Origin of the sequence: Bradyrhizobium niftali (genome assembly GCF_004571025.1) — a bacterium.
Lineage (GTDB): Bacteria > Pseudomonadota > Alphaproteobacteria > Rhizobiales > Xanthobacteraceae > Bradyrhizobium > Bradyrhizobium niftali.
This window is the reverse complement of sequence record NZ_SPQT01000055.1, coordinates 1-24,818: the sequence shown is the minus strand read 5'-3', so window position 1 is coordinate 24,818 and position 24,818 is coordinate 1. Positions and strand designations below refer to the sequence as shown.

Below are 24,818 nucleotides of genomic sequence, written 5' to 3'. Positions count from 1 at the left end.
ACAGCGGCCCAGCCTCCAGCCCGATCCGCTTCACTGCAAAGCCAAGCGTCTCGAAAAATTCAACCAAGGCGTCAGGTTCGCTCGTGACCTTCGCTTCCTTCAGGATTTTACCTTGGGCATCCACAACGCATACGCTCGACAGTTCCAATGACACGTCAATTCCGGCATAGTTCTCCACGGCTGTCCTCCGTCTCCAGATGCTTGGGGCCGACTCAAGTCGTGACCCCGTTTCATCATCTATCGGGGGACAGCCACCATCATCACCCCTTGCTCGGAGCAGGGCCCATTACGGCATCTACTCCGCCGCCACCCATCCCGTCGGCTCTTGCCGACATGTCAGCGGTGCGGACGGCCGTCCCGCTTCGGAGCATAGGCGTAGGATTGCCCCGATTGGGTCACGAAGGGATCGCGCGTGCACGAGCCACCACGCCCGGAGATCATGGCGAGGCACTGTTCCATCGTCTCGAAGTCACACGACCGCATGCCGGACGACGCATCCTGGCGACAGAATGCGTAATCATGTGCCGCGACCGGCTCAGTTGGCTCCAGGCAGGCCGCGCCTGCCAATACGACAATGCCCAGCGTGCCGGCGAGCATCTTTTTCATGTTGTTTCTCCATCGTTTTGGTTTCGGCACGGTACTCCCGGGATGAAGTCAGTCGTGCGCGGGATCGCGAGGGCTAATTGCAGACCAGGACACGCCTGTATCGTCGGTAGACATAGGCGCAATCGCCATCGGAAGAGGAGTCGTGCCCATAGGCGTAGCCGGCAACGGCTCCGGCGTAAGCGCTGGCCGCATACGCGGCGCGGTAGCCGTATCGGGCTCCACCACCGTAGCGGCCGTAGCCTCCGAAGCGGTTGTAAGTAACCGATGTGGCGCGAGTGGCGTTTGCGACCGCCGGGCCGCCGCGCCCGCCTCCTAAGAGAGCACCGCGCGGTGCAGCTCCAGCACCGAGGCGCGGCGCCGGGCCGCCGAGGCCGGCACGTGGCGCACCGTCAGGTCCGATCGGCGGACGAGCCGCGAAGGCCGGAGGACCTCCGGCCGCGATCGGCGGAGGCCCCGCCATGGGCGGCGGCGGCGGGAATTGCGCGGATGCCGGATTGGGCGTCAACGTCACCGTTACGAGTGCCGCACCGATGGACAGCATCAGACCTGTGTTGCGAAGCATTGTAGTTTCCCTTGTTAGCTCTGTGTTTCGAGAACCGGCACCGGCGTGGCCGCGGAGATCGGCTCCGGCGAAATGTCGTGCGCAGGCCCTGCGGGCTCGTGCATGGACGAGTTATCGTCGTGATCGGGGTGAATTCGGAACCAGGCCACATACAGCGCCGGCAGGAACAGCAGCGTCAGCAGCGTGCCGACGATGATGCCGCCCATCATCGCGTAGGCCATCGGCCCCCAGAATATCTCGCGCGCGATCGGAATCAGCGCGAGGCTTGCGGCGGCCGCCGTCAACAGAATGGGCCGCATACGATGCTCGGTGGCTTCGACCACCGCGTCCCAGGCCGGTCGCCCCTCCTTCCTGAGATCCTCGATCTGCACGATCAGGATCACCGAGTTTCGGACCAGGATGCCGATCAGGGCGAGCACGCCGAGGATGGCGACGAAGCCGAGCGGAGCACCGCTCGGCAGCAGCGCCATGACGACGCCGATCACGGCCAGCGGCGCGACCGCGAACACCAGAAACAGGCGATGGAAGCTCTGCAACTGGATCATCAGCACCGTGGCCATGACGAAGAGCATGAGCGGAACGACGGCCACGATCGGCGCCTGGCTCTTGGCGCTCTCCTCGACGGACCCGCCGATCTTCACCGAATAGCCGGCCGGCAGCGCCTTGGTGAACTCCGCGACTTTCGGCGCGAGCTGGTCCACGATCGTCTTGGGCTGCACGTTACCGACGATGCCGGCCTTCAACGTGATGGTGGGGATCCGCGCGCGCCGCCAGATCGTCGGCTGCTCGAGCTCGTAACGCAGATTGGCCACGGCACCGAGCGGCACGGATTGGCCGCCGAGCCCCGTCAATTGCAGGTCGCGCAATGTGTCGATGGAGGCACGCTCCGGCGCCGTCGCACGTCCCGTGACATTGACGAGATAGATGCTGTCGCGCACCTGGGTAATCGGCGTGCCCTCGAGCACGGAGTTCAGGGTGGTGGCAATGTCCTCCGAGGTGACGCCGAGCTGGCGCGCTTTGTCCTGGAGAACGTCCACCTTGACGACGCGGGCCGGCTCCATCCAGTCGAACACGACATTGCCGAGATCGGGGCTGCTTCGCACGATGCCGGCAAGCTTCTGCGAGAGGTCTCGCACCTTCGCGATGTCGGGCCCGCTCAGGCGATACTGCACGGGACGCCCCACCGGGGGACCGACCTCGAGCAGCTTGACGTAGGTGTCAGTGCCGGGGAACGTCTTCTTCAGGTAGTCCTCGAACTGTGCCTTGACCTGGTCGCGGGCCTTGATGTCGCCCTTGGTCACGACCACCATCTGGCCGAACCAGGTGTTGGCGGTCTGCACGTCGAAGGACAGGACGAAGCGCGGCGAGCCGGTGCCGACATAGGACGACCAGTGGTCGACCGAATTGTTGCCCTGGAGCTGTTCGCGCTCGAAGCGCGCCATCTGCGAGTTGGTATCGGCAATCGATGCGTTCTGCGGCAGATTCCAGTCGACCACGAGCTCGGCGCGATCCGAGGACGGGAAGAATTGCTGTTGCACGAAATTCATGCCGAACAGCGCCAGCAGAAACGCCGCAACCGTAACGCCAATCGTCGTCCAGCGGCGACGCATGCAGAAGAGCAGGAGACGCGCGAACAACTGCGCCACGCGCCCCTTCTGCTCATGATGGCCCTTCATCCTGGCGGGCAGGATGGTGACGCCGAGCAACGGCGTGAACAGCACCGCCACGATCCACGAGACGATCAGCGAGACGGCGATGACCACGAACAGCGTGAAGGTGAACTCGCCCGCATTGCTGCTATTGAGCCCGATCGGAATGAAGCCGGCCACGGTCACTAGCGTTCCGGTCAGCATGGGAAAGGCGGTCGAGGCGTAGACGTGCGTTGCCGCCTTTTCCAGGGGATCGCCGACCTCGAGCCGCGCGACCATCATCTCGACGGCAATCATGGCATCATCGACCAGCAGGCCGAGTGCGATGATCAGGGCGCCCAGCGAAATTCGCTGCAGCGAAATGCCGGCATAGGCCATCACGACGAAGGTGATGGCGAGAACCAGCGGAATCGCGATCGCCACGACGAGGCCGGCGCGCATGCCCAGGCTGAGAAAGCTGATGCCGAGAACGATGATCACGGCCTCGAACAGCGCCTCGGTGAAGCCGGACACGGCATGCTCGACAACGACGGGCTGATCGGCGACGAGGTGAACGCCGACGCCGACCGGCAAGTCGGCAGTAATCCTCGACATCTCCTCCTTCAGCGCCTCGCCGAAGTGCAGCAGATTCGCACCGGACTTCATGCCGATGGCAAGGGCGATCGCCGGCTCCCCGTTGTACCTGAACAGGGTCTTGGCCGGATCGGCATAACCGCGCGTGACGGTTGCGACGTCAGTCAGGGGAAAGAAGCGATCGTTGATGCGCAGATTGACCGCCTTCAGACTTGCCTCCGACGTGAACTGGCCGTTCACGCGTACGCTGATCCGCTCCGGCCCCTCCTGGAATACGCCGGATGGGGCAACCGCATTCTGCCCTTGCAAGGAGCTCATGATCGCGTGAACGTCGAGGCCAAGGGCCGCGATCTTGCGGGTGGAGAATTCGAGATAGATCACCTCGTCCTGCGCGCCCAGGATGTCCACCTTGCCGACATCGGGCACGGTCAGGACCTTGGCACGGATGTCCTCCACATGATCGCGCAGCTGACGCTGGCTCAGGCCGTCGCTGGTGAAGGCATAGATGTTGCCGAACACGTCGCCGAAGCGATCGTTGAAGCCGGGTCCGATCACCCCTTGCGGGAAGTCGCCCTTGATATCCGCGATCATGTTGCGAACGCGGATCCAGGTTGGCTTCACGTCGGCAGCCTTGGTGCTGTCGCGCAGATAGACGAAGACGGTGGTCTGGCCCGCGACCGTCACGCTCTTGGTGTAATCGAGCGATTCCAGCTCCTCGAGCTTCTTCTCGATCCGGTCGGTGATCTGGCGCGTCATCTCCTCGGGTGACGCCCCCGGCCACTGCGCCTGGACGACCATGGTCTTGATGGTGAAGTCGGGGTCTTCCTGCCGTCCCAGCTGGAGATAGGCAAATAGCCCGGCCGCCATGAAGGCGATCATGAAATACCAGACGAGCGAGCGATGACCGAGCGCCCAGTCGGAGAGATTGAACGACTTCATGGCTGCTGATCCTGTTCGATGCGGACTTGCTGTCCTTGTTTGAGACTGTGGACCCCGGCGGTGACGACGCGTGCGCCAGGAGCGAGTCCGCCGATGACGCGCGCTCCGGTTTGGCCAGCCACCACATCGATCCTTTGCAGCGACACCGTGTTGGCGGGCTGATTGACGATCCAGACGAAATTGGCGCCATCCCTGGCGAGCAGCGCCGACGAAGGCAGTCGGAGGACCGGGCCTTGCTGCCTGCCGAGCTTCGCCGTGACGGTCGCGCCGAGCCGGAAGCTGTCGGGCGGATTGCTGAGTGCAATGCGGACCCGCCGCAGGCGCGTTACCGGATCGGCTTGCGGCGCAATCTCGCGAACGCTGCCTTCCACTTGAACCGCTGGCAGGAGCTGCAGGCTGACCGTGAACGGCAGACCGACCTCCAGCGGCAGCGGAAAGTCGGGTCCGATATCGACGACCGCTTCGCGGATATCGGGCCTTGCGATCGTCACCACGCTTTGGCCGGGGGACACCACCTGACCGACGTCCGCCCCGACTGCGGTGACCACACCGGCGAAGTCGGCCTTGATCTGCGAATAGCTTAGCTGCTCGACCGCCTTGGTCAGATTTGCCTGTTCGCGCGCAACCGTCGCTTCGGCGCCGGCACGCGCCTGCTCGGCGTTATCCAGCGTCTGCCTCGTGGTTGCGTCGGTGGCAATGAGCGTTCGCTGCCGTTCCTCGATCGCGCGCGCGGTCGCGAGCTGCGCCTCGGCCTTGGCAAGCTGGCCTTTGGAGGCACGAACGGCAAGCTCGAGGGCGGTCGAGTCAATCGTTCCGACCGTCTGTCCTTCACTCACGAGATCGCCGACGTAGACGGGACGCGTGATCAGACGTCCCAGCACGCGGAAGCCAAGATTGGTCTTGTAGCGTGGCTCGATAACGCCCACCGCAACGGCATCGTCGCCGTGGTCCGCTGCGAGAAGCAGCGACTGGACGGGCCGCACGGCCTCGGGCGCCTTTGTCTCCTGCTGGCATCCGGCAAGCGCGAGCGCGCATGCAAGCGGACCCGCCACGATCATTGCGCGACCCGTCACGAGGGTTCTCCTTCATAAGTCACGAGCTGGCCCACGCTCAAAAGCTTGCCTCCATCGACGACGACGCGCTCGCCCGGATCGAGACCTGCCTTGATCAATACTTCTCCGGCCTCGTAGCCACCGACCGTCACCGGCTTCAGCGAGGCGGTACGCGTCACCGGATCGACGGTCCAGACCGCAGGGCTGGTGCCCGCCGCCATCAATGCACGCCAGGGCAATGCGATCTGCCGCTCGGCCGTCAGTCTCACAGTCCCCGCGACGGCGCTTCCAAGCGTCATTGCGGCAGGCGGGTCCTTGATCGCCACCTTGACCCGAATGGTCGAGCTCCTGGCGTCGACGGCCGGCGAAACCTCCCGAACCTCGCCGTTTGCGGTCACGGTCGCATCGGAGACCAGCGTCAACGAAACGCTGCTTCGGTCGGCAGTTCCGAGGAAAATGGACTCATAGACGTCAAAGACGACGTCCCGCTCCCCGTCCTGCGCCAGCGAAAATACCGGTTGGGCAGCCTGTACGACCTGACCGGATTCCAGACTGCGTGCGGTGACGACGCCGTCGGCTTCGGCTCGCAGCGCGGTATAGCCGAGCACATCCTTCGCGGTTCCGAGTTGCGCTCTTGCCGCTTCAAGCACACCTTCCGTGGTTCGCAACCCTTCCTGCGCCTGGTCGTAGGCCGTGCGCGTGGTGAAGCCGCTTGCGATCAGCGCCGTCTGCCGATCGAAAGTCGCCTTTGCGACGCGCAGCTGGGATTCTGCGGCGAGAACGGCGGCGGTGGCGGCGTCGACATCGGCCTCCTGCTCGGCCGGGTCGAGAATGGCCAGCACTTCGCCGGCCTTCACGTGGGTCCCGACATCGACATAGCGCGCGAGGACGCGCCCGCTGACGCGGAACGAGAGATCCGCCCGGAAGCGGGCCTGCACCTCACCGGTCAAGGTAAGCGAGGATTGCCGGTCCCTCGGCTGCACGATTTCCGTGCGCACGACAGCGGCGCGCGCGGGAGGAATGGTGGTGCGATCGTCGCAGCCGCTGAGCGCGGCAGCAATAAGCGCCAGGGCCACGCCGCCGAGAGGCCTCAGCAAGCGCTCGGTTCGACCGATTTTGGAGAGGTTCAAATAGCGCGGGCTCATAGCGCGTCCGTATGGTGAGAGGGTGACAGGAGATTGCCCAGGGCGTCTGGACCCGTGCCGAGCGCGCCCCGTTGGTTCGGACGCGTCCGCAAGGAATTCGGATCCGCGCGCATCGCGGCCGGACGCGCGACCTGATCCGAGAGGCCGGAGCCGGGCGTCACGGACGCGTTGGTCTTCAGCCGGCGCGGCGGCCTCATGCGGCGCGTCGCCATCGACCAGCTTGCCTGCCGCTCCCGCTCGCTCAGGTGAAACGAGACCACGACGGATGTGAACTCGGCAGCGAAGCCGTGCTCGATCCGTCCGCCGAGCCCCCTCGCAAGGTCATTGCTGATCTGGAACTCCCGGCCCGAGGCCCGCGACAAGGCCCGTGCCGGCCGCGAGCCGTTGTCCAGCACCACGCAGTTCGCGACCGAGCCGATGCGCGACAGCTTGACCTTGATCTCGCCGGAGCGCGCGTCGAAATACGCATGCTTCGCGGCGTTGACGACGAGGTCGTGGACGATCAGGCCAAGCCGTCCGCACCGCTCTGGCTGAAGCGGGAGAGACTCGGTGGTGAGCGCCAGCCGGATCCCCATTCGGTCCAGAAAGGACTGGCGCATGGCACAGCCCAGCCTGCGAATGTAAGTCGCGGCATCGTTGAGGATATCGCCCTCCGGCATGGCCAGCGCCCGATGCAGCTCCGCATGTCCGTGCAGCAGCTCGACAACGTCGCTCAACGCGGCCTTGGCTTCCGCTCCGTCGGCGCGGATGACCGCGGCCGAGACCAGATCGATCGCCGAGGCGATCCCTTTATCGACCCTGTGATGCAACTCGCGCAGCAGGATGCCGTGGTGTGGGCGGTCCGGGTCGGGGCACGACATATTCACTCTCTCCTGAGGTCGACCGGACGATCGCTGGGCCAAGGTCTGCGGCCTCGACTGTCCGGAAGGTGCCGCCGCTGGTCCCGATGGACGTCGCGGCGATTAAATAAACTATACCGTATATTTTCTTTTTGTTGCCTTTTCTCGCCTGCCATGTCAAGTGCGATCTGCGCGCGCACAGACTCGTGACTGGAGGATCGACGGATGACCAAGAAGAGCACCCCGAAACGGGGCAGACCGCCCAAAGACCTTGCCGGCGACGTCCAGGTCCGGATCCTTGACGCGGCCCAGCAGCTTTTTCTCGAGAAGGGCTATCGTAGTGCCAGCATCGACGACATCTCCGAGCTGGCGCCGGCGAGCAAGCCGACCATCTACGCGCACTTCCCCGGCAAGGAGGCGCTGTTCGCGGCCGTGGTGGCCCGCACCATCAGCAGGCTGACGGATTTCGAAGGCATCGAGCCCGAGGGCCGCACCCTTCATGACAAGCTCTCGAACCTCGGCACCACCATCGTGGAAAATCTCATCGAGGAATCGTTGGGCATGGTTCGCGCCACGATCGCCGAAGCGCAGCGTTTTCCCGAGTTGAGCCGCAACGTCCACGACGCCGCGCGCGATCGCTCCGTCAATGCCGTTTCCCAACTCTTGAATGAAACGACGCAGAAGCTGGCGCGCGCTCCTAAGGGGCCCTTCAGCGGCAAGCGAAGCCTTGCCACCGCTCAGATCTTCCTGGATCTGATCCTGTTGCCGATGCTGTTTCGTTCGCTGGTCGGGGAGACACCGAAGGAGCTGAGACGGGAGCTGCCGTCCTTCATGCGCGAACGTGTCGGCTTCTTCCTTGCGGCCTGTGAGGCAGACTGGACGCCGTGAGCCGTCGAGCGCTGGGCTTAACAGGTCGATTTATGGCGCAAGCCGGCCTGAACGTTGATGAGTTGAGGAGGCGCCGGGCCAGTGAACGCCGCGTTGCCAAGCGCCCCCGCGCAAAAGCGCATCATCTCGTCGAACGCCGGCCGAAGCGCGGTCGCCTTGACTCGGGAAGGATTGAGGTAAGCATCCATCGCGTCCAGCAGACAGCAGGCGAGCGCCATCGGGCTGCCGCCCCGGAACTCCCCGTTCACCTGCCCGGCCGCGATGATCGACCGCACGACGCCGCGAAGCCGATCCGCATGAGACAGGCAGGCCAGCCAGTTCGCCTGTCCCGCGGCCACCACCAGTTCGTGCAATCGGATATCGTTTGCCAGCCGATGTTCATTCATCCGGGAGATCGCACCGAACGCTGCATTGAGGCGCTCCAGGCCCGAGCGGCCGCTTCGCGCTGCACTTGCGGCCGCCGCCGACACCTCCTCGAGCAGCTCCGTCACGACGGCCTCTTCGAGCGCTCGGCGGGAGGGATAGAACCGGTAGAGATTTGCGGGGGACATTGCTGCGTCGCGAGCGACGTCGGCAACCGTGGTCTTTCGGTACCCGATCTCCCGGTACAAGCGGATTGCAGCCTGCACAATTCGTTCACGCGTGCACGACAATCCAGCCTGGCGGGGCGTCTGCGCCTCTGGCATGCTCGGCCTCACCGCAACGGAATCGCGTGCATTTCACGCCGGCAGGCCTCGCCGAATTCACGCAACGGATCCATCTCCTCCAGGAAGCCCGGCAGGTCGACGAACGACGTGTTCGGTGCGAGGTAGGTCTCGATGATCAGCCGGCCTGCCCGCTCTGCGGCATGGACCACCCCATCGTCGGACAGAATCCGCATGCGCCCGATGAGCGCATACAAGTTCACCAATGCGGGGATCTCGGATTTGTCGCTGGTGAGCGCGTCCGCGTAAAGTCGGGACGCCTCCTCGATGAAGCTTCGATAGAGCTTTTCACGCTTCGACGTCGCGTGCGCGTGATGGCGCTCGCGGAGCCTGCGGCGCCGGCTCATCCATCCCGTCACGATCGTGGAAATCGCTCCGAAGGCCGAACCTCCGAACGCGGCGAAAGCAGGAGCATATATTGTATTCATACGATCGTTCCTCATTCCTGGCGTCGCGCTATCGGTGCGATCCCACGGCCCTGACCGGAACCGCGGCGTCTGCGTGGTCGAAGACGGCTCTGCAAGCTTCGTTCAGGTCCGACTTTCTTTGCCTGAGACAGGCTTCCACATTGGTGGGATCGGGGATGTAGCCGGCGCACAGGCGAAACGCGTCAGAGGTGCACGCCGCTCTCTGCTCAGCTGTGCCGCGGTCTTCCTGCGCGAACGCAGCAGCGTCCCACGCAACGAGCACCAGCACTGCGAGCACCAACCTGTTCTTCAACATATCGAATCCTTTCTCGAGTTGAGGCATCTGCTTTCAAAGGGGACCCTTGGCCTCACTCCGGAGTCTCCCTCGTCCGACCAGGACGAACACGGGCTTGTGAGTCTCGGCTCTTGACACATCCCGCGATCCGCGCTGTATATGAAATATACGGTGTAGTTTATTTAGGAGACCGAAGATGTCAAGCCTGTTCCTGGCGCTCGTGCGGGAAAATCCCTGGCCCGGGATTGCCGTCGCGGCGCTCAATCTGATGGTGGCCTTGTCGCTCGTGGGCGTGAGCCTGCTGCTGGGTCTCACCATTTCGGTGCTCGCCTGCGTGCACGCGCTCGCCGACGGCGAAGCCGCGCCGGTGCGGCATGCGGCCAGCCGGAGGAGCCTCGCATGACGTCGGGGCTGCTGCTTGCGCGCAATTGCATCATCTGCTGGGTCACGGTGTGGCTCGCGCCGGTCGAACCCATCTTCGACGCGATCGAATCCGAACTCGTCCGCAGAGGCGTCGCGCTTGAAGGCGTCGAGCCCCCTTCCCCGCCCGCCACGTGAGCATCCTGGACGTTCGACATGCTCAACTTCATCGAAGTGTTCGACGTCATGGACGTGGAGCCGGCCACCGGCTCTTCGGTCTGGAGCGGACTCACCGGCACGCGAGCGGCCCTCGAGCGCGACGGGCACATGATTGACCCGAAGGCGATGGCCTATTGCCCGATCGAATGGCTCGACGAGCGCGGCTATCTCGACGCCGAACGCGCGTGCCGGCACCCGCGGCCCACGAGCTTCTGAAAACGAGGCGGAATCATTTCATGTTTGGGAACTGGCCGTGAGCAGGAAGTCTGTGCTGTCGCGTGCGCGCGCCGTCGTCGAGCCCGAGCTACCCCTGCGGGCGTATTTTCTCTCCGTTGGAGGCGCGCTGCTCCTGCTGCTTCTGGCAGCCGACTGGGTGTTGCCCGCACCTTCGCCGAGCCGGCTCACGGACTCGCATTCCGCGTTGCCGCCGATCCGGATTCACTCAGAGCGGAGGGGACCCGAAGCGGCCGTCATCGACACCAGCGGGTTCGGACAGCGTCCCGCGCCCGCCGAGCACGATATCGGCCAGTCGCAGTTGCCGGAGACTGAAGTCGGCGACGCCATTGTGCGCGACGATGACGATAACCCGGCGGTCGCGGCGGCCGACCCGCGCCTTCGCGAAAGCCTGGCCCAGTTGCAGCCCGCCCTTCATGATCGAGCAGGACGGGGGAGCCCGTATGAGATCGCGGCGCGACGGCGCAGGCTAGCTCCGGCGCGGCCTCGAAAGTTGTGGCGATCTGCTCGGCATCCGGGCTTCCAGATCAGCCGGTACGCCTTCGTGCCGAACTAGACCATCGATCATGAAGAACACCACAGGATTGCGCGATGCCAAAGAAGCAGCTGTTTGCCCTCATCGTTTGTTCCGCGGCCCTCGCCGGCACCGGTGCTCTGGCCGGCGTCACGCAGGTCCCTGCCGACGCCGAACAGCAAAGCGCGACCGCGCAGGGCAACGTCGAGGAGGCAGCCATTCGCCGCGTGCTGGAGCAGTTCCACACCACGAAGGTCCCGATCGGACAGGCCATGGCGATTGCGGAGGGTCTGCACGATGGGTCGAGGACCGCAGACATCAGCTTCGAGATATCCGGTCCGCCGGTCTACCGCGTGCGCACGATCAAGAACGAGCGGGTCTTTGAGAATGTCATAGATGCGAACACCGGAAGGGTATCGCAAACGGAGATCGCGTCATCGCTCAAGGAGCTCGATCGCGCGGACCTCGCCAACATCATCGCCCTGAAGTGGATCAAGCTGGAGTTGTCGGACGCGGTGCGGGTCGCGGAAAGCGCGGCGGACGGACAGGCGCTCGCTGGCGGGTTGGTGAAACAGGATGGCAAGCTCACCTTCGTGGTCGTCATCGCTACCAGCGATCGCCTGAAGGAAGTGATGCTCGAGCCGCCCAAGGTCGGACAGCGGTCAACTCAGCACTAGCCACGAACGTGACGGCGCGCCACTGAAGCACGATCTCGTGAGTTGCGCATTAACGGGCGATATATACACTACACCGTATAGTTTGTTTTAGCGAACGGTCATCGCGGCTTCCGCGACGCCGGCTCGATCATCCCACACCGAGAGCAAGACCAGTCATGAATTTCCAGCCCCGATCACACCTGCCGGCCACCCAACGGCGGCTGCCATTCGATTGCATAGCCCTGCTGTTGCAAGGCGGCGGCGCTCTCGGCGCCTACCAGGCGGGGGTGTACGAGGCGCTGGCGGAAGCTGGCATCCACCCCGATTGGGTTGCCGGCATTTCCATCGGCGCGATCAATGCCGCGATCATCGCGGGCAACCCGGCCGAGTCGCGTGTTGATCGGCTGCGCGATTTCTGGACGCGGGTAACTTCGACTGCACCTTGGGACTGGGCAGGAAACCCATTTCTCGATGCGCGCAACGAGAATGCGCGCAATATCCTCAACCAGATGAGCGCGGGCCTTGCCGCGGCATGCGGCGCAAACGGGTTCTTCTCCGCGCGCCCCCTCCTGCCATGGCTCCACGCCGGCGGCACGACCGAAGCAACCAGCTTCTACGACACCGGCGCGTTGAAGAGCACGCTGGAGCGCCTGATTGACTTCGATCGCATCAACGCGGGGATGACGCGGTTCAGTGCAGGAGCAGTCAACGTGAGAACGGGCAATTTCGTCTATTTCGACAACAGCACCCACACGATTCGCCCAGAGCACATCATGGCAAGCGGCGCGCTGCCACCGGGCTTTCCCGCCGTGGAGATCGAGGGCGAGCATTACTGGGACGGCGGCCTTGTCTCCAATACGCCGCTGCAATGGGTGATCGATGGGGGTGTGCCGCAGGACATGTTGGCGTTTCAGGTCGATCTCTGGAGCGCGAAGGGGCAGCTTCCGGGCAATCTGCCCGAGGTCGTCACGCGTCAGAAGGAAATTCAATATTCCAGTCGCACGCGCGCCAGCACCGACCAGTTCAAGCACGTGCAGCGCCTGCGACGTGCGCTCACGACGCTCCTGGACCGGATTCCCGAAGAACTCAGGGAGCACGAGGATGTGAAGCTCCTGAACACCGCGGTGTCACCCAACGTCTACAACATCGTTCACCTGATCTATCGGGCGCGCAACCACGAAGGCCACTCCAAGGACTACGAGTTCTCCCGCCTTTCGATGCAAGACCATTGGCGCGCCGGCTACCACGATGCGCTTCGCACCTTGCGTCATCCCGAGGTGCTCGCACGCCCGGTCACCCCGGACGGAGTTTCCACATTCGATCTGGAGCACGACGGCCGTGAATAGAGCGCTGATTTGATGCACGGAGAACCCCATGCGTGAGAACGATGTGCGTAAGCGCGCCTTTGCGATGCCGCTCACCAGCCCGGCCTATCCGCCAGGCCCCTATCGGTTTGTGGATCGCGAGTACCTGATCATCACCTATCGCACCGACCCGGCAAGGCTGCGCGCTGTGGTGCCCGAACCGCTGGAACTCGATGACCGCAACCCGCTCGTCAAGTATGAATTCATCCGCATGCCGGATTCAAATGGCTTCGGCGACTACACGGAAAGCGGCCAGGTCATTCCGGTCTCGTTCCGTGGCCACACGGGCGGCTACAACCACTGCATGTTCCTCAACGACGAAGGACCGATTGCCGCGGGACGCGAGCTCTGGGGCTTTCCGAAAAAGCTCGGCCAGCCGACATTGCGGACCGAGATCGACACCCTGATCGGCACGCTCGACTACGGGCCCTTGCGGGTGGCGACGGGCACGATGGGCTACAAGCACCGCGAAGCCGATCTTGGCCAGGTCAAGGCCGCGCTCGAGGAGCCGAATTTTCTGCTCAAGATCATCCCGCATGTCGATGGCAGCCCGCGCATCTGCGAGCTCGTTGAATATCGCCTCGAGCAGATCGCGTTGAAGGGCGCCTGGACCGGACCCGCGGCCCTCTCCCTGACACCGCACGCCTTGGCGCCGGTCGCTGATCTGCCCGTTCTGGAGATCGTCTCGGCGATTCACATCCGTGCAGACCTCACGCTGGGACTGGGCAGAGTGGCCCATGACTATCTGCAAGAGCCAGCGCGACGTCCGTTCCGGGCTTCAGAACGAAGTCTGGTCACCTGATCGGAAATCCACAAAACCAACTCGCGCGTGAAGCGCGAGGCTTCGCCAGCTGGCGCAACACATGGAGCAAAGTGACTGAGATGGTTATTAAGGGCAGAACTGCGATCGTGACCGGCTCGACGAGCGGCATCGGCCTCGCATGTGCGCGTGCCTTCGCAGGTGCCGGCGCAAACATCGTGCTGAACGGAATGGGCGGGGCGGCCGATGTCGAGAAGGAGCGCTTGGCAATCGAAAGCGAGTTCGCCGTCAAGGCGATCTATTCGCCCGCGGACATGGCGAAGCCGAGCGAAATCGCCGGGCTGATCGCGCTGGGTGAAGCGACGTTCGGGGCTGTGGATATCCTCGTCAACAATGCCGGCGTCCAGCACGTCTCTCCAATCGAAGAGTTTCCGCTCGAGAAATGGGATGCGGTCATCGCCATCAATCTATCCGCCGCATTCCATGCAATCCGTGCGGCTGTGCCGGGCATGAAGAAGCGTGGCTGGGGCCGGATCATCACGACGGCTTCGGCGCATTCGCGTGTAGCTTCGCCGTTCAAGTCAGCCTACGTCGCAGCCAAGCACGGGATCGCCGGCCTGACCAAGACCGTCGCGTTGGAGCTTGCGCGTTCGAAGATCACCTGCAACTGCATCAGCCCCGGGTATGTTTGGACCCCGCTGGTCGAAAGGCAGATCCCGAACACGATGAATGCACGCAAGATGAGGAGAGATGAGGTCATCAGCGACGTGCTGCTCGCGGCCCAACCCACCAAGGAATTTGTCACTGTCGAACAGGTGGCTTCGCTCGCACTTTTTCTGTGCAGTGACGAGGCCGCGCAGATCACCGGCGCCAATCTCGCGATCGATGGCGGCTGGACGGCGGCGTAGGCTTGCGGCGGTCGACTCATGGCTGTCCGCGCAGTCAGGCGATCCGCGCGCAACACGGAAAGTGCACGACATGGCATCAGTCGCAATCGACGGTGACATCGACGAATCCAGCGGCCTGGCCGTCCAGCATATCGGCGTGCGCGGACGCACTCTTCAGCATGGTATGAGAAATTGCAGGCCACTTGATCTTGGCGGAGACCGGAAAATGTCAGTCGCTCTGCGCAAGTGCGAGCACGCGTTCAACGAGGACGTATTGCCGCCTCATGCCAAGGTGGCAGAGCCACTCGAGTTCTACGCTGCGCCCAAGTTGGATAACCCATCCCGCAGTCTCAAGGACGCGATAGGCAAGACGGGGCCTGGCCCAGTTGCGGCCCGCCGTTCACGATCAAGCAGGGCGGAGGAGTCCGCATGAGATCGCGGCACGACGGCGCAAGCTCACACCGGCGCGGAGGACGCCGAACCGTCCAGAGTGCGTGCTCACGAACGGGGCGCAGGGGACCTCATATGCGCCCTGACTACCGCGCGGTTGTTTCCGGGAATGGCACAAGGGCAGGCTGCGGCGCCGACAATTCCTGGCAATACATCCGATCGATCTTGTCCTGCATGAGCGCATAACAATCGCATGCAACGCGCTCGAGCCGCACCCGGTCGATCTCGATAAACCCGCGCCGGTCGGACGGGACGGCGCCGGCCGCACGCAGCTTGCTCATCGTCAGCGTCGCTGTCGTCCGCCGCACTCCAAGCAACTGCGCAAGCGCCTCCTGCGTCACCGGGAGGAGATCATTGGGAACGCGGTCGTGGAGCTGCAGGAGCCACCGCGCCATGCGGCCATCCACCAGATGCAGCGCGTTACAGGCCGCAACGTGCTGGAGCTGCAACAGCAATGCGCGGACGTGGACCTGCACGACATTCCTGATCGCCTCGCTTCGCGCATAGGCAGCCCGAAATTTGGCGGCGGAGATCTGCGATGCCGTGCCGGCCACGCGGGCAACCGCGGTCACGGATGAAAGCGACGGGCCGAGCGCGGAGAACGAGGCCAGAGCGCCTTCCCGTCCGATCAACGTGGTTGCAACCGTTTGCCCGTCCGGCATATCGAGCATGAAGGCGATTGCCCCGCTATGGGGAAAGTAAACCGGGTCGAGCTCATCGCCCGACCGCACCAGGACGGTATCGGGCTCGAACGAGACCTTCTGGAAGTGGGGCGTGAGCAAGCCGAGATCCGCCGGCGGCAACGCCGCCAGCAACCGATTGCCGACGCCAGCGCGGTGGACGGTCGCGATGCTTTCCGGTGCACGAGCCGTCATGAACAACGGTATCCACTTCTCTTGTTCACTGCGATTCCCCGAAATTCGAATTGGCGAACGCAAATATCCAAACAGAGCCCTTGGGGGAGATCAAGTACGGACTATTGCGGTCCCAGCCGGCATTCTTCCCGCGCAAACAGGATCTTGAACGCATCATACGGTTAACGGTCTTTTGCAACCGAAGGATTTCGAGGAGATGATCGATCAGCAGGGGTTGCGGCAGCGTGCGGGAGTGGGCGATTGGCCCCATGCGGAGGCCCCGCGCCGCCAATAGAGGCATGGCCGACGTCAAACGTACACCCCTATCCCGCGGCCGCCACCTTCGCCGGGGCGACTTTGACGGCGAGCTTGCCGTAGCGGTCGGTGAAGGCCTGGGTGTCGATCTCCTCGAGCTTGATTTCGCCGCTCATGACGCCCCTCTTCCACGCCGCCTGCGCGGGATCGTTCTGGAACTCCGGCATCACCTCGCGGCCGAACAATTCGAGCGATTCACAGATGTGCTCGTGGCTGTTCTTGCCCGCCTGGTTGAGCAGGATGACCTGGTCGATATGCGAGCTCTGGAAGCGCTTGAGCTTCCTGCGGATCGTCTCCGGCGAGCCGATCAGGCCGCCGCGCAGCGCCGCCTCCTGGGCTTCGGGATTGTCGCGCTTCCACTTGTTGTACTCGTCCCACATGTTGACGGTGTAGGGCGCCGGACGCTGGCGGTTCTGCGCGGCGCCGTAGAAGCGCAGCGCGAACTGGAAGAAGGTGGCGCCGTCGGCGCGGGCGCGGGCCTCTTCATCCGTCTTCGCGCACATGAAGAACGACACCAGCGCCATGTTCGGGTTGATCTCGTAGTTGGCAAGCTTGTGCAGCCGCTTGGTCATGGCGTTGTAATAGGCGTGCACCCAGGCATGGGCGGCGTCGGCGCTGACGAACTGGAAGCCGAGCGCGCCAAAACCGTGGCGGCCGGCGCGCTCGATGGTCGGCAGCTGCGAGCAGGCCATCCACAGCGGCGGATGCGGCTTCTGCACCGGCTTCGGCACGACGTTGCGCAAGGGGATGTCGAAATACTTGCCGTGGTGCTCGGACCCGGCGTCCCTGAACATCGGGAAGATCGCGGCGACGGCCTCCTCGAACACCTCCTTCTTGGACACCATATCACGGCCGAACGGTTCGAGCTCGGTGATGGAGGCGCTCTCGCCCATGCCGAATTCGCAGCGGCCGTTGGAGAGCAGGTCGAGCACCGCGACGCGCTCGGCAACGCGCGCGGGATGATTGGTGGTGAGCTGGAGGATGCCGTGGCCGAGCCGGATGTTCTTCGTGCGCTGGCTCGCCGCGGCCAGGAACGATTCCGGCGAGGGCGAGTGCGAATATTCCTCGAGGAAGTGATGCTCGACGACCCAGGCATGGTCGTAGCCAAGCTTGTCGGCGAGTTCCATCTGCGAGAGTGCGTTCTGGTAGAGCTTGAGCTCGTCGCCCGCCACCCAGGGCCGCGGCAGTTGCAGCTCATAGAAGATGCCGAACTTCATCACGCCTCTCCCGCTTATTTTTGTTGCGGCATCTTAATGAGCGGGGCGGCGCTGTCTACGCAGTCGCAATTCCGCCTTGCGGGAGAACACGCCGCACGGCGCGGCGGCCATTCAGGATCGCACCAATGAAGGTGAAGCGCACCAGCCAATGATAGCTTGCCAGCATCGCCGGAATTGCGGCGACGAGAATGATGGCAAACTTGATCAGCCCGGGCCAGTCGAGTTGCGACAGCACGACCTGCAGCGTCATCACGATCGGCATGTGGATCAGATAGAGCCAGTAGGACGCATCGGCGAGGTAGCGCCAGGTCGGGCTGAAGCCGGACATGAAGCGAAGCGCGAGACCGATGGCCGCGAAGGTCGAGATCCAGATCGCCGGTGCATAGAGGATCGCGGAGACAAGCCTGAGCGTGGCAGCGCTGAAGGGCAGTTTCGGCGCACCCGGCGCGGACAGGATCACACCCGAGAGCACGAAGCTGATCAGGATCAGCACGACCGCAAGCAGGAGATGCGGGAGCCAGCGTCGCTCGAGCAGCCGCAGCAGTTCGACCTGGCGATGCAACAGCCAGCCGACGCCGAAGGCGGTGCCGAAGCCGATCCAGGCCTGCGCGTTGGTGATGAGCGACTGATCCGGGGTCCTCACCCCCATCACATTGATCCAGCGCTGGTCGAGACAGAAAGCGATGCCGATCGGGATCGCCAGAAGCAGGGGGGCCAGCGGGCTTCGCACGATCCCAGCGAAGACACGGTCGATGACCGTTCGCAGCGTGGCGGAGGCATCAAGCCAGACAATAGCGCCGCGCAGCAGGAGCATCGCGACGTAGAGCTCCAGCAGCACATAGAGGAACCAGAGATGCGTCAGGGGGAAATTCGGCAGCACCGGCGGCCAATTGCGCATGCCGGGAGTCGGACCCCCATTGGGAAAGCCGGAGGCCCAGATGACCACCAGAGCCATCGGCGTAAACACGATCGGCCAGCCGATCACGAACGGGAGCCCGATCCGCTGCAACCTGTCCCTGACAAAGCCCCAACTCCCCCGGCGATGGAAACTCATGCGGGCAAAGAAACCGGCCATCAGGAAGAAGGTCGTCATCCGGAAGACGTGGATGGTGAAGGTCAGCAGGCCCAGGAGGAGGCTTGGATTGGTGTCCTGGATGAACCAGAACCGGGGCGTGGCGGGCACGAACGACATTGCCGCGTGCAGGACGATGCCGAGCAGAAGGGCGCCGCCCCTGAGCGCATCAAGGGCGTGCAATCGTTCCGATGCGGGGGCGGCGGCGGTCGAATGGGACATGGACGGGGCTCGTGCTGGCTGGTGAGGGTTTCTCGCCGGACAGTCTGCCCAATCGGGGCGCGGCCCTCTCGCCCGATCCAAAAATCGGCTAGCCGATTTCTCGGCGCGGCTGGCTGATCCCGGGATCGCAGTCGGTTTCCGGCGGGGTCAGCGCCTCGCGCCGGAATTCGGTCGGGGTCACGCCGGTCTCGGCCTTGAAGGCGCGATTGAACGGTCCGATCGACTGGAAGCCTGCATCCATGGCGATGGTCAGCACCGGGACCTCCCGTTGCGTCGCATCGGACAGCGCCAGCTTGGCATCCTCGATGCGATAGCGATTGAGGAACGCGTTGAAGTTGCGATAGCCCAGCCCTTCGTTGATGGCCTGGCGCAGCCGGTGCTCGGGAACGTCGAGCCGAGCCGCGAGCGCCCCGATCGCAAGACCTTCCTGCCGGTAGGTTCGATCCACGGTCATCAGATGGTCGAGACGCCGCAACAGGATGGGATCGATCGCGACCCGCCCCGCAGCGGCGCGATCGGCAATCCGGGCCTGCTTCCGCGTATCGTCGGATGCAATCGCAGCCGTGGCATCGTCGACAGCCACTGCCGGCTCGCTGAACAGGCCGAGGCCGGCAAGCATGGCCACCACGAACAGGCCGAACGCGGTCGGGAGACTGCCGGGCGCGCCAGGAACCGCGACAGGAATTGCGGCGAAGCCGGCGACGGCGACGGCCGCGATGAGCACGACGTTGATCGCAAGCATCGCCAGCCGCAGTCGGCGGCGGCGCGCAACCAGATCGGCCCCCCAGGTCTTGACCGTCTGAACCGCGGCAGCGAGGGCCAGCACCAGGGTGGCCAGCGCCAGGACTCGCCCGCCTGCGCCAGCCAAAGCGGGCCATTGCGACCAGCCCAGCGTAATCGCAAACCCATAGGCCACGATGCTCAGCCACAGGGCGCCGTGCCACCGCTTCAGCACGAAATCGTCGTCGAACGCCGCGCGCGCCCACAGCCAGAATACCGCAGGCTGCGCGGACAGGATCGGCAACACCCACCACCATGATGATTTGGGAAAGAACGGGGCGGTCGCGACGGCGTAGAAGACCCCTCCGGCGGACATGGCCATGCCCAACAGAGCATGTTGACCGGTCGCACGACGCAGCAGCGCCACGAGAATGATCAGCAGGAACACGCCGCTCGTCGCACCGCGGAGCCCAAGATCGATGGCCGTGAGCCCCATCCCGTTCACACCCTGGGAACCCCATTCGAGAGCTCAACTCTCGCATCGCCTTCGCGCGCGCACAACCCAAACTTGCGGCTTTGGCCACTGCTGCGGTCCCCGCTGCAAGTCGATGAATTGATCCAGATCAACGCGTTAACGGCTCGAACGTATCTAAAGTGCGGCAAGGCAACGGCCCGGATGCCGTCCCGATTCCCATACCATTTCGAAGAGACCGAATATGTCGGCCCCTGACGACACGACTGGGCGCGTGCGCCGTAAGCGCATGGAAATTTTCGCCTTCCTGTTCCTGACCGCGATCGTGATGCCCGTCCTCGCGGTTGGGACCGTCGGCTCCTACGGGCTCGGCGTCTGGATCTACCAGATGTTCGCCGGCCCTCCCGGCCCACCGCCCTCCCCGCATTGATCCCCGAACAGCGAAAGACAGGCGTCATGGCCCGAGCCTCACTGAACAAAGGCTTACTCGACAAAGCCACACTCAACCGCCGCGCATTGATCACCGGCCGGGTGCTCACCGCCGACCGCGTCGTCGCGCCGCCAGGCTGCGAGATCGCCAGCATCATCGTGCAGGCGCGCCCCGAGCGCCTGGATGAGCTGGAAGCCGAGATCACCGCGCTGCCCGGCTGCGAGATTCACGGCCGCGATCCGCGCGGCAAGCTCGTCGTCGTGACCGAGGCGCCGGATGCCGGCAGCCTCGGCACCCTGCTCAACACCATCCAGTCGCTGCCGAACGTCTATTCGGCCGCGCTCGTCTTCCACGCCATCGAAACCGCCTGAGTCAGGAAGAGCCATCATGACATCGCCGAAGCTCGACCGCCGCCAGATGCTGAAGCTCGAGGCCGCCGCGATCGCGGCCGCTGCCGCTGGGCTCCCGGCACCTGCGCTCGCCGCCAATCTCGTCGCCGAGCGCGACAACAGCGAACTGAAATGGGACAAGGCCGCCTGCCGCTTCTGCGGCACCGGCTGCTCCGTGATGGTCGCGACCAAGGACAACCGCGTCGTCGCCACCCACGGCGACATCAAGGCCGAGGTCAACCGCGGCCTCAACTGCGTCAAGGGCTACTTCCTCTCCAAGATCATGTACGGCCACGACCGCCTGACGCAGCCGATGCTGCGCAAGACGAACGGCAAGTACGACAAGAACGGCGACTTCACGCCGGTGTCCTGGACCGAAGCCTTCGACATCATGGAGCTGAAGTGGAAGGAAGCCTTCAAGAAGCGCGGCCCGAACGGCGTCGCCATGTTCGGCTCCGGCCAGTGGACGATCTGGGAAGGCTATGCGGCCTCAAAGCTGTTCAAGGCCGGCTTCCGCACCAACAACATCGACCCCAATGCGCGGCACTGCATGGCCTCCGCCGTCGCCGGCATGATGCGCACCTTCGGCATCGACGAGCCGGCCGGCTGCTATGACGACATCGAGGCGACCGACGCCTTCGTGCTGTGGGGCTCCAACATGGCGGAGATGCACCCCATTCTGTGGACGCGCCTCGCCGACCGCCGGCTGTCCGCGCCGCATGTCCGCGTCGCCGTGCTGTCCACCTTCGAGCACCGCTCGTTCGACCTCGCCGACATCGGCATGGTGTTCAAGCCGCAGACCGACCTCTACATCCTCAACGCCATCGCCAACCACATCATCAAGACCGGCCGCGTCAACAAGGACTTCGTCGCCGCGCATACGATCTTCAGGCGCGGCCAGACCGACATCGGCTATGGGCTGCGGCCCGAGCATCCGCTGCAGAAGAAGGCGACGGGCGCGGCGAAAGCCAACGACTCCACCGACATGAGCTACGACGAGTACGTCAAGTTCGTCTCGGACTACACGCTGGAGAAGGCAGCCGAGATGTCCGGCGTGCCGATGAACCGGCTGGAGGCGCTGGCCGAGCTCTACGCGGATCCGAAGACAAAAGTGGTCTCGTTCTGGACCATGGGCTTCAACCAGCACACCCGCGGCGTCTGGTGCAACAACCTCGTCTACAACATCCATCTGTTGACCGGAAAGATCTCCTCGCCCGGCAACAGCCCGTTCTCGCTGACCGGACAGCCCTCGGCCTGCGGCACCGCGCGCGAGGTCGGCACCTTCTCGCACCGCCTGCCTGCCGACATGGTCGTCACCAACAAGGAACACCGCACCAAGACCGAGCATCTCTGGCTGCTGCCCGAGGGCACCATTCCCGACAAGAACGGCGCCCACGCCGTGCTGCAAAGCCGGATGCTGAAGGACGGCCTGATCAACGCCTATTGGGTGCAGGTCAACAACAACCTCCAGGCCGGTCCCAACGCCAACGAGGAGACCTATCCGGGCTTCCGCAACCCCGACAATTTCATCGTGGTCTCGGACGCCTATCCGTCGGTGACGGCGCTGGCCGCCGACCTGATCCTGCCGACCGCGATGTGGGTGGAGAAGGAAGGCGCCTACGGCAATGCCGAGCGGCGCACGCAGTTCTGGCACCAGCTCGTCAACGCGCCCGGCGAGGCCAGGTCCGATCTCTGGCAGCTCATGGAGTTCTCAAAACGCTTCAAGATCGAGGAGGTCTGGCCGGAGGAGCTGATCGCCAAGAAGCCGGAGGTTCGCGGCAAGACGTTGTTCGACGTGCTCTACAAGAACGGCCAGGTCGACAAGTTTCCGACCTCGGAGATCGAGGAAGGCTACGCCAACGCGGAATCCAAGGCATTCGGCTTCTACGTGCAGAAGGGACTCTTTGAAGAGTACGCCTCGTTCGGCCGCGGCCATGGCCACGACCTAGCGCCGTTCGAGGCCTATCATCGCGAGCGTGGGCTGCGCTGGCCCGTCGTCAACGGCCAGGAAACCAAATGGCGTTTCCGCGAGGGCAGCGATCCCTACGTCAAGCAGGGCACCGACGTGCAGTTCTACGGCTATCCCGACGGCAAGGCGCGCATCTTCGCCCTGCCTTACGAGCCACCGGCGGAATCGCCCGACAGCGAATATCCGTTCTGGCTCTCGACCGGCCGCGTGCTGGAGCATTGGCACTCCGGCACCATGACGCGCCGCGTGCCCGAGCTCTACAAGGCGTTCCCCGAGGCGGTCTGCTTCATGCATCCCGACGATGCGTCGGAAGCCAAGCTCCGGCGCGGCGACGAGGTGAAGGTGGAATCCCGTCGCGGTTTCATCCGCGCCCGCGTCGAGACGCGCGGCCGCGACCGGCCGCCGCGCGGCCTCGTGTTCGTGCCGTGGTTCGACGAATCCAAGATGATCAACAAGGTGACGCTGGATGCCACCGATCCGATCTCGCTGCAGACCGACTACAAGAAATGCGCCGTGCGCATCGAGCGGGTGAACGTGTCATGATGAAACGATTTGGCATGGCCCTGCTCGCGGTCGCGATCGCCGCGGGCGCGAGCTCTCTGACTGCGCAGACGGTGACGTCGGGCCTGCGCGGCCCGGCCCCGCTCAATGACGAGGGCCCGGCGCCGCCGATGCTCCCGAACCGCAACACGTCCGAGCGGGAGGTGCGCAATTATCCGGAGCAGCCGCCGGTGATCCCGCACACGATCGACGGCTATCAGATCGACCTCAACGGCAACAAATGCCTGTCCTGCCATGCGCGGGCACGCATCGCGGAATCGCAGGCGCCGATGGTCTCGATCACGCATTTCATGGACCGCGACGGCCAGTTCCTGGCCTCGATCTCGCCGCGGCGCTTCTTCTGCACGGAATGCCACGTGCCGCAGAATACCGCCACGCCGCCCGTCAGCAACGACTTCACCGACATCGACACGCTGCTGTCGCGCGCAAGCCCCGGTGGCCGCCGATGACGACGGCCGCTGACGAGCCCAAGGGAAAGGTGGAAGCCAAGCGTGGCTTTATCCTGCGCTGCTGGGACTTCGCGCGCGAGCTCTGGCAGGTGCTGATCCGGCCGAGCTCGGTGTTCGGGCTCGGCGTGCTGGTGCTCGCCGGCTTTGCCGCCGGCGTGATCTTCTGGGGCGGCTTCAACACCGCGCTGGAACTGACCAACACCGAGAAGTTCTGCACCAGCTGCCACGAAATGAAGGACAACGTTTATGCCGAGCTGAAGTCGACCATCCACTTCAGCAACCGCTCCGGCGTGCGCGCGACCTGCCCGGACTGCCACGTGCCGCACAACTGGACCGACAAGATCGCGCGCAAGATGCAGGCCTCCAAGGAAGTCTGGGGCAAGATCTTCGGCACGATCGACACCCGCGAGAAGTTTCTGGATCACCGGCTGGAGCTTGCCGCGCATGAATGGGCGCGTTTCAAGGCCAACGATTCCCTGGAGTGCCGCAACTGCCACAGCGCCGATTCCATGGACATCACGAAGCAGTCGCCGCGGGCTTCGGTGGCGCACCAGCGCTTCCTGTTCACGGGGGAGAAGACCTGCATCGACTGCCACAAGGGCATCGCCCACCATCTGCCCGACATGCGCGGCGTTCCCGGCTGGCAATAGGATAGCCCGCCCCGCTTGTACCCGGGGCCAACGCACATGACTTCCTGGCGGGGCCCGAGCGCGCGCCTCGTCCTTCGAGACGACCGCTTCCAGCGGTCTCCTCAGAGCCTGACTCAAAAAGCGTAGACGTTTTCAGGGTCTGGCCAAGCGGCGAGTTAAGAGCCTCAGATGGGCGGCGAGCAACCAGGCTAGCTCGGTGGCGGCAGAGGCTTCGAAGTCTTTGGAGAGGCGACGACATCTGCCGAACCATGCAAAGGTACGCTCGACGACCCAGCGCCTGGGCAGGAGCTGGAAGCCTTTGACCCCGAGCGGTCGCTCGACGATCTCGATCGTCCATGGTCCGCAGTTGGAGAGAGCGTTGACGAGCTGTTTGCCGCGATAAATCCGATCGGCAA

Annotated in this window: 27 protein-coding genes and 1 pseudogene; 14 read left to right on the top strand and 14 right to left on the bottom strand. The window is 64.2% G+C overall.

Annotation, left to right across the window (positions count from 1 at the left end):
* From E4K65_RS49240 to E4K65_RS44325, 7 genes and pseudogenes are all read right to left on the bottom strand, one after another.
* Nucleotides 1-178 (bottom strand): annotated as a pseudogene (locus tag E4K65_RS49240) (IS110 family transposase); the annotation flags it as partial.
* A 158-nt stretch (nucleotides 179-336) separates the two neighbouring features.
* Nucleotides 337-606, bottom strand: coding sequence for a DUF3551 domain-containing protein (locus E4K65_RS44350; protein WP_235886014.1), 270 nt, complete (start codon nucleotides 604-606; stop codon nucleotides 337-339).
* Nucleotides 607-679: 73 nt separating this feature from the next.
* A complete protein-coding gene (locus tag E4K65_RS44345; RefSeq protein ID WP_135179453.1) occupies nucleotides 680-1,168 on the bottom strand; it encodes a hypothetical protein in 489 nt (162 codons plus the stop codon).
* A 14-nt stretch (nucleotides 1,169-1,182) separates the two neighbouring features.
* A complete protein-coding gene (locus E4K65_RS44340; RefSeq protein WP_135179452.1) occupies nucleotides 1,183-4,329 on the bottom strand; it encodes an efflux RND transporter permease subunit in 3,147 nt (1,048 codons plus the stop codon).
* Entirely contained in the window at nucleotides 4,326-5,402 is a 1,077-nt protein-coding gene (locus tag E4K65_RS44335; protein ID WP_135179451.1) for an efflux RND transporter periplasmic adaptor subunit, read from the bottom strand. The genes E4K65_RS44340 and E4K65_RS44335 overlap by 4 nt, the downstream gene beginning before the upstream one ends.
* The gene (locus tag E4K65_RS44330) at nucleotides 5,399-6,526 is read right to left on the bottom strand and encodes an efflux RND transporter periplasmic adaptor subunit (RefSeq protein WP_135179450.1); all 1,128 of its coding nucleotides are present in this window, start codon (nucleotides 6,524-6,526) and stop codon (nucleotides 5,399-5,401) included. Before E4K65_RS44330 ends, E4K65_RS44335 begins: the two co-directional genes overlap by 4 nt.
* Nucleotides 6,523-7,428, bottom strand: coding sequence for a sensor histidine kinase family protein (locus E4K65_RS44325; protein WP_235886013.1), 906 nt, complete (start codon nucleotides 7,426-7,428; stop codon nucleotides 6,523-6,525). Before E4K65_RS44325 ends, E4K65_RS44330 begins: the two co-directional genes overlap by 4 nt.
* 162 nt (nucleotides 7,429-7,590) lie before the next feature.
* Here E4K65_RS44325 and E4K65_RS44320 point away from each other — a divergent pair, with 162 nt between their 5' ends.
* Nucleotides 7,591-8,253 (top strand): TetR/AcrR family transcriptional regulator, encoded by a 663-nt coding sequence (locus tag E4K65_RS44320; protein ID WP_025575518.1) that lies wholly within the window; start codon nucleotides 7,591-7,593, stop codon nucleotides 8,251-8,253.
* A gap of 17 nt (nucleotides 8,254-8,270) precedes the next feature.
* Here the strand turns inward: E4K65_RS44320 and E4K65_RS44315 are convergent, their stop codons facing one another.
* The gene (locus E4K65_RS44315; RefSeq protein WP_135179449.1) at nucleotides 8,271-8,939 is read right to left on the bottom strand and encodes a TetR/AcrR family transcriptional regulator; all 669 of its coding nucleotides are present in this window, start codon (nucleotides 8,937-8,939) and stop codon (nucleotides 8,271-8,273) included.
* 8 nt (nucleotides 8,940-8,947) lie between these two features.
* Nucleotides 8,948-9,304, bottom strand: coding sequence for a hypothetical protein (locus E4K65_RS44310; protein ID WP_235886012.1), 357 nt, complete (start codon nucleotides 9,302-9,304; stop codon nucleotides 8,948-8,950).
* Nucleotides 9,305-9,855: 551 nt separating this feature from the next.
* Here E4K65_RS44310 and E4K65_RS44300 point away from each other — a divergent pair.
* The 8 genes from E4K65_RS44300 (at nucleotide 9,856) to E4K65_RS44270 (ending at nucleotide 14,674) form a co-directional block, all read left to right on the top strand.
* Nucleotides 9,856-10,062 (top strand): hypothetical protein, encoded by a 207-nt coding sequence (locus tag E4K65_RS44300; RefSeq protein WP_135179446.1) that lies wholly within the window; start codon nucleotides 9,856-9,858, stop codon nucleotides 10,060-10,062.
* On the top strand, nucleotides 10,059-10,217 hold the full coding sequence (locus tag E4K65_RS47980) for a hypothetical protein (protein WP_167771657.1): 159 nt from the start codon (nucleotides 10,059-10,061) through the stop codon (nucleotides 10,215-10,217). The genes E4K65_RS44300 and E4K65_RS47980 overlap by 4 nt, the downstream gene beginning before the upstream one ends.
* Nucleotides 10,218-10,235: 18 nt before the next feature.
* Entirely contained in the window at nucleotides 10,236-10,454 is a 219-nt protein-coding gene (locus tag E4K65_RS44295; protein ID WP_025575525.1) for a hypothetical protein, read from the top strand.
* 37 nt (nucleotides 10,455-10,491) lie between these two features.
* Nucleotides 10,492-11,028: a hypothetical protein gene (locus E4K65_RS44290; RefSeq protein WP_135179445.1), complete on the top strand. Its 537-nt coding sequence runs from the start codon at nucleotides 10,492-10,494 to the stop codon at nucleotides 11,026-11,028.
* A gap of 35 nt (nucleotides 11,029-11,063) precedes the next feature.
* Entirely contained in the window at nucleotides 11,064-11,663 is a 600-nt protein-coding gene (locus E4K65_RS44285) for a PepSY domain-containing protein (RefSeq protein ID WP_135179444.1), read from the top strand.
* A 155-nt stretch (nucleotides 11,664-11,818) separates the two neighbouring features.
* Complete coding sequence (locus E4K65_RS44280) at nucleotides 11,819-12,988, top strand: DUF3734 domain-containing protein (RefSeq protein WP_025575530.1); 1,170 nt, start codon at nucleotides 11,819-11,821, stop codon at nucleotides 12,986-12,988.
* Nucleotides 12,989-13,016: 28 nt separating this feature from the next.
* A complete protein-coding gene (locus tag E4K65_RS44275) occupies nucleotides 13,017-13,808 on the top strand; it encodes an acetoacetate decarboxylase (RefSeq protein ID WP_135179443.1) in 792 nt (263 codons plus the stop codon).
* 80 nt (nucleotides 13,809-13,888) lie between these two features.
* Entirely contained in the window at nucleotides 13,889-14,674 is a 786-nt protein-coding gene (locus E4K65_RS44270) for a 3-hydroxybutyrate dehydrogenase (RefSeq protein WP_167771656.1), read from the top strand.
* 515 nt (nucleotides 14,675-15,189) lie between these two features.
* Here the strand turns inward: E4K65_RS44270 and E4K65_RS44260 are convergent.
* The 4 genes from E4K65_RS44260 to E4K65_RS44245 all read right to left on the bottom strand — a co-directional run bounded on the left by E4K65_RS44260 (nucleotide 15,190) and on the right by E4K65_RS44245 (nucleotide 19,999).
* Nucleotides 15,190-15,978 (bottom strand): Crp/Fnr family transcriptional regulator, encoded by a 789-nt coding sequence (locus E4K65_RS44260; protein ID WP_135179441.1) that lies wholly within the window; start codon nucleotides 15,976-15,978, stop codon nucleotides 15,190-15,192.
* A 302-nt stretch (nucleotides 15,979-16,280) separates the two neighbouring features.
* The gene (locus tag E4K65_RS44255; protein WP_167771655.1) at nucleotides 16,281-17,489 is read right to left on the bottom strand and encodes an LLM class flavin-dependent oxidoreductase; all 1,209 of its coding nucleotides are present in this window, start codon (nucleotides 17,487-17,489) and stop codon (nucleotides 16,281-16,283) included.
* 55 nt (nucleotides 17,490-17,544) lie between these two features.
* Nucleotides 17,545-18,783: an acyltransferase family protein gene (locus E4K65_RS44250; protein WP_135179439.1), complete on the bottom strand. Its 1,239-nt coding sequence runs from the start codon at nucleotides 18,781-18,783 to the stop codon at nucleotides 17,545-17,547.
* A gap of 88 nt (nucleotides 18,784-18,871) precedes the next feature.
* Nucleotides 18,872-19,999: an AraC family transcriptional regulator gene (locus tag E4K65_RS44245; RefSeq protein WP_135179438.1), complete on the bottom strand. Its 1,128-nt coding sequence runs from the start codon at nucleotides 19,997-19,999 to the stop codon at nucleotides 18,872-18,874.
* 220 nt (nucleotides 20,000-20,219) lie between these two features.
* Here E4K65_RS44245 and napE point away from each other — a divergent pair, with 220 nt between their 5' ends.
* From napE to E4K65_RS44220, 5 genes are read left to right on the top strand one after another with little or no spacing between them, the layout of a single operon-like run.
* Entirely contained in the window at nucleotides 20,220-20,405 is a 186-nt protein-coding gene (gene napE, locus E4K65_RS44240; RefSeq protein WP_025575544.1) for a periplasmic nitrate reductase, NapE protein, read from the top strand.
* A 26-nt stretch (nucleotides 20,406-20,431) separates the two neighbouring features.
* Nucleotides 20,432-20,776, top strand: a complete 345-nt coding sequence (locus tag E4K65_RS44235; protein ID WP_029677379.1) for a chaperone NapD — start codon at nucleotides 20,432-20,434, stop codon at nucleotides 20,774-20,776.
* Between the two features lie 16 nt (nucleotides 20,777-20,792).
* Nucleotides 20,793-23,306: a nitrate reductase catalytic subunit NapA gene (napA, locus tag E4K65_RS44230; RefSeq protein WP_135179437.1), complete on the top strand. Its 2,514-nt coding sequence runs from the start codon at nucleotides 20,793-20,795 to the stop codon at nucleotides 23,304-23,306.
* Entirely contained in the window at nucleotides 23,303-23,773 is a 471-nt protein-coding gene (locus E4K65_RS44225; RefSeq protein ID WP_167771653.1) for a nitrate reductase cytochrome c-type subunit, read from the top strand. The genes napA and E4K65_RS44225 overlap by 4 nt, the downstream gene beginning before the upstream one ends.
* Nucleotides 23,770-24,423 (top strand): NapC/NirT family cytochrome c, encoded by a 654-nt coding sequence (locus E4K65_RS44220; protein ID WP_025576772.1) that lies wholly within the window; start codon nucleotides 23,770-23,772, stop codon nucleotides 24,421-24,423. The genes E4K65_RS44225 and E4K65_RS44220 overlap by 4 nt, the downstream gene beginning before the upstream one ends.
* Nucleotides 24,424-24,555: 132 nt before the next feature.
* Here the strand turns inward: E4K65_RS44220 and E4K65_RS44215 are convergent.
* On the bottom strand, nucleotides 24,556-24,818 hold a 263-nt coding region (locus E4K65_RS44215), incomplete at its 5' end, for a transposase (protein ID WP_167771091.1).

Excerpts from the sequence above, each read along its gene's own strand:
- E4K65_RS44350 (WP_235886014.1), bottom strand. The coding sequence starts at position 606 with ATGAAAAAGATGCTCGCCGGCACGCTGGGCATTGTCGTATTGGCAGGC.
- E4K65_RS44295 (WP_025575525.1), top strand. The coding sequence starts at position 10,236 with ATGCTCAACTTCATCGAAGTGTTCGACGTCATGGACGTGGAGCCGGCC.
- E4K65_RS44235 (WP_029677379.1), top strand. The coding sequence starts at position 20,432 with ATGGCCCGAGCCTCACTGAACAAAGGCTTACTCGACAAAGCCACACTC.
- E4K65_RS44285 (WP_135179444.1), top strand. The coding sequence starts at position 11,064 with ATGCCAAAGAAGCAGCTGTTTGCCCTCATCGTTTGTTCCGCGGCCCTC.
- E4K65_RS44225 (WP_167771653.1), top strand. The coding sequence starts at position 23,303 with ATGATGAAACGATTTGGCATGGCCCTGCTCGCGGTCGCGATCGCCGCG.
- E4K65_RS44280 (WP_025575530.1), top strand. The coding sequence starts at position 11,819 with ATGAATTTCCAGCCCCGATCACACCTGCCGGCCACCCAACGGCGGCTG.
- E4K65_RS44345 (WP_135179453.1), bottom strand. The coding sequence starts at position 1,168 with ATGCTTCGCAACACAGGTCTGATGCTGTCCATCGGTGCGGCACTCGTA.
- E4K65_RS44275 (WP_135179443.1), top strand. The coding sequence starts at position 13,017 with ATGCGTGAGAACGATGTGCGTAAGCGCGCCTTTGCGATGCCGCTCACC.
- E4K65_RS44220 (WP_025576772.1), top strand. The coding sequence starts at position 23,770 with ATGACGACGGCCGCTGACGAGCCCAAGGGAAAGGTGGAAGCCAAGCGT.
- E4K65_RS44315 (WP_135179449.1), bottom strand. The coding sequence starts at position 8,939 with ATGCCAGAGGCGCAGACGCCCCGCCAGGCTGGATTGTCGTGCACGCGT.
- E4K65_RS44330 (WP_135179450.1), bottom strand. The coding sequence starts at position 6,526 with ATGAGCCCGCGCTATTTGAACCTCTCCAAAATCGGTCGAACCGAGCGC.
- E4K65_RS44320 (WP_025575518.1), top strand. The coding sequence starts at position 7,591 with ATGACCAAGAAGAGCACCCCGAAACGGGGCAGACCGCCCAAAGACCTT.
- E4K65_RS44270 (WP_167771656.1), top strand. The coding sequence starts at position 13,889 with ATGGTTATTAAGGGCAGAACTGCGATCGTGACCGGCTCGACGAGCGGC.
- E4K65_RS44310 (WP_235886012.1), bottom strand. The coding sequence starts at position 9,304 with ATGAGCCGGCGCCGCAGGCTCCGCGAGCGCCATCACGCGCACGCGACG.
- napA (WP_135179437.1), top strand. The coding sequence starts at position 20,793 with ATGACATCGCCGAAGCTCGACCGCCGCCAGATGCTGAAGCTCGAGGCC.
- E4K65_RS47980 (WP_167771657.1), top strand. The coding sequence starts at position 10,059 with ATGACGTCGGGGCTGCTGCTTGCGCGCAATTGCATCATCTGCTGGGTC.
- E4K65_RS44340 (WP_135179452.1), bottom strand. The coding sequence starts at position 4,329 with ATGAAGTCGTTCAATCTCTCCGACTGGGCGCTCGGTCATCGCTCGCTC.
- napE (WP_025575544.1), top strand. The coding sequence starts at position 20,220 with ATGTCGGCCCCTGACGACACGACTGGGCGCGTGCGCCGTAAGCGCATG.
- E4K65_RS44245 (WP_135179438.1), bottom strand. The coding sequence starts at position 19,999 with ATGGGGCTCACGGCCATCGATCTTGGGCTCCGCGGTGCGACGAGCGGC.
- E4K65_RS44300 (WP_135179446.1), top strand. The coding sequence starts at position 9,856 with ATGTCAAGCCTGTTCCTGGCGCTCGTGCGGGAAAATCCCTGGCCCGGG.
- E4K65_RS44250 (WP_135179439.1), bottom strand. The coding sequence starts at position 18,783 with ATGTCCCATTCGACCGCCGCCGCCCCCGCATCGGAACGATTGCACGCC.
- E4K65_RS44260 (WP_135179441.1), bottom strand. The coding sequence starts at position 15,978 with ATGACGGCTCGTGCACCGGAAAGCATCGCGACCGTCCACCGCGCTGGC.
- E4K65_RS44255 (WP_167771655.1), bottom strand. The coding sequence starts at position 17,489 with ATGAAGTTCGGCATCTTCTATGAGCTGCAACTGCCGCGGCCCTGGGTG.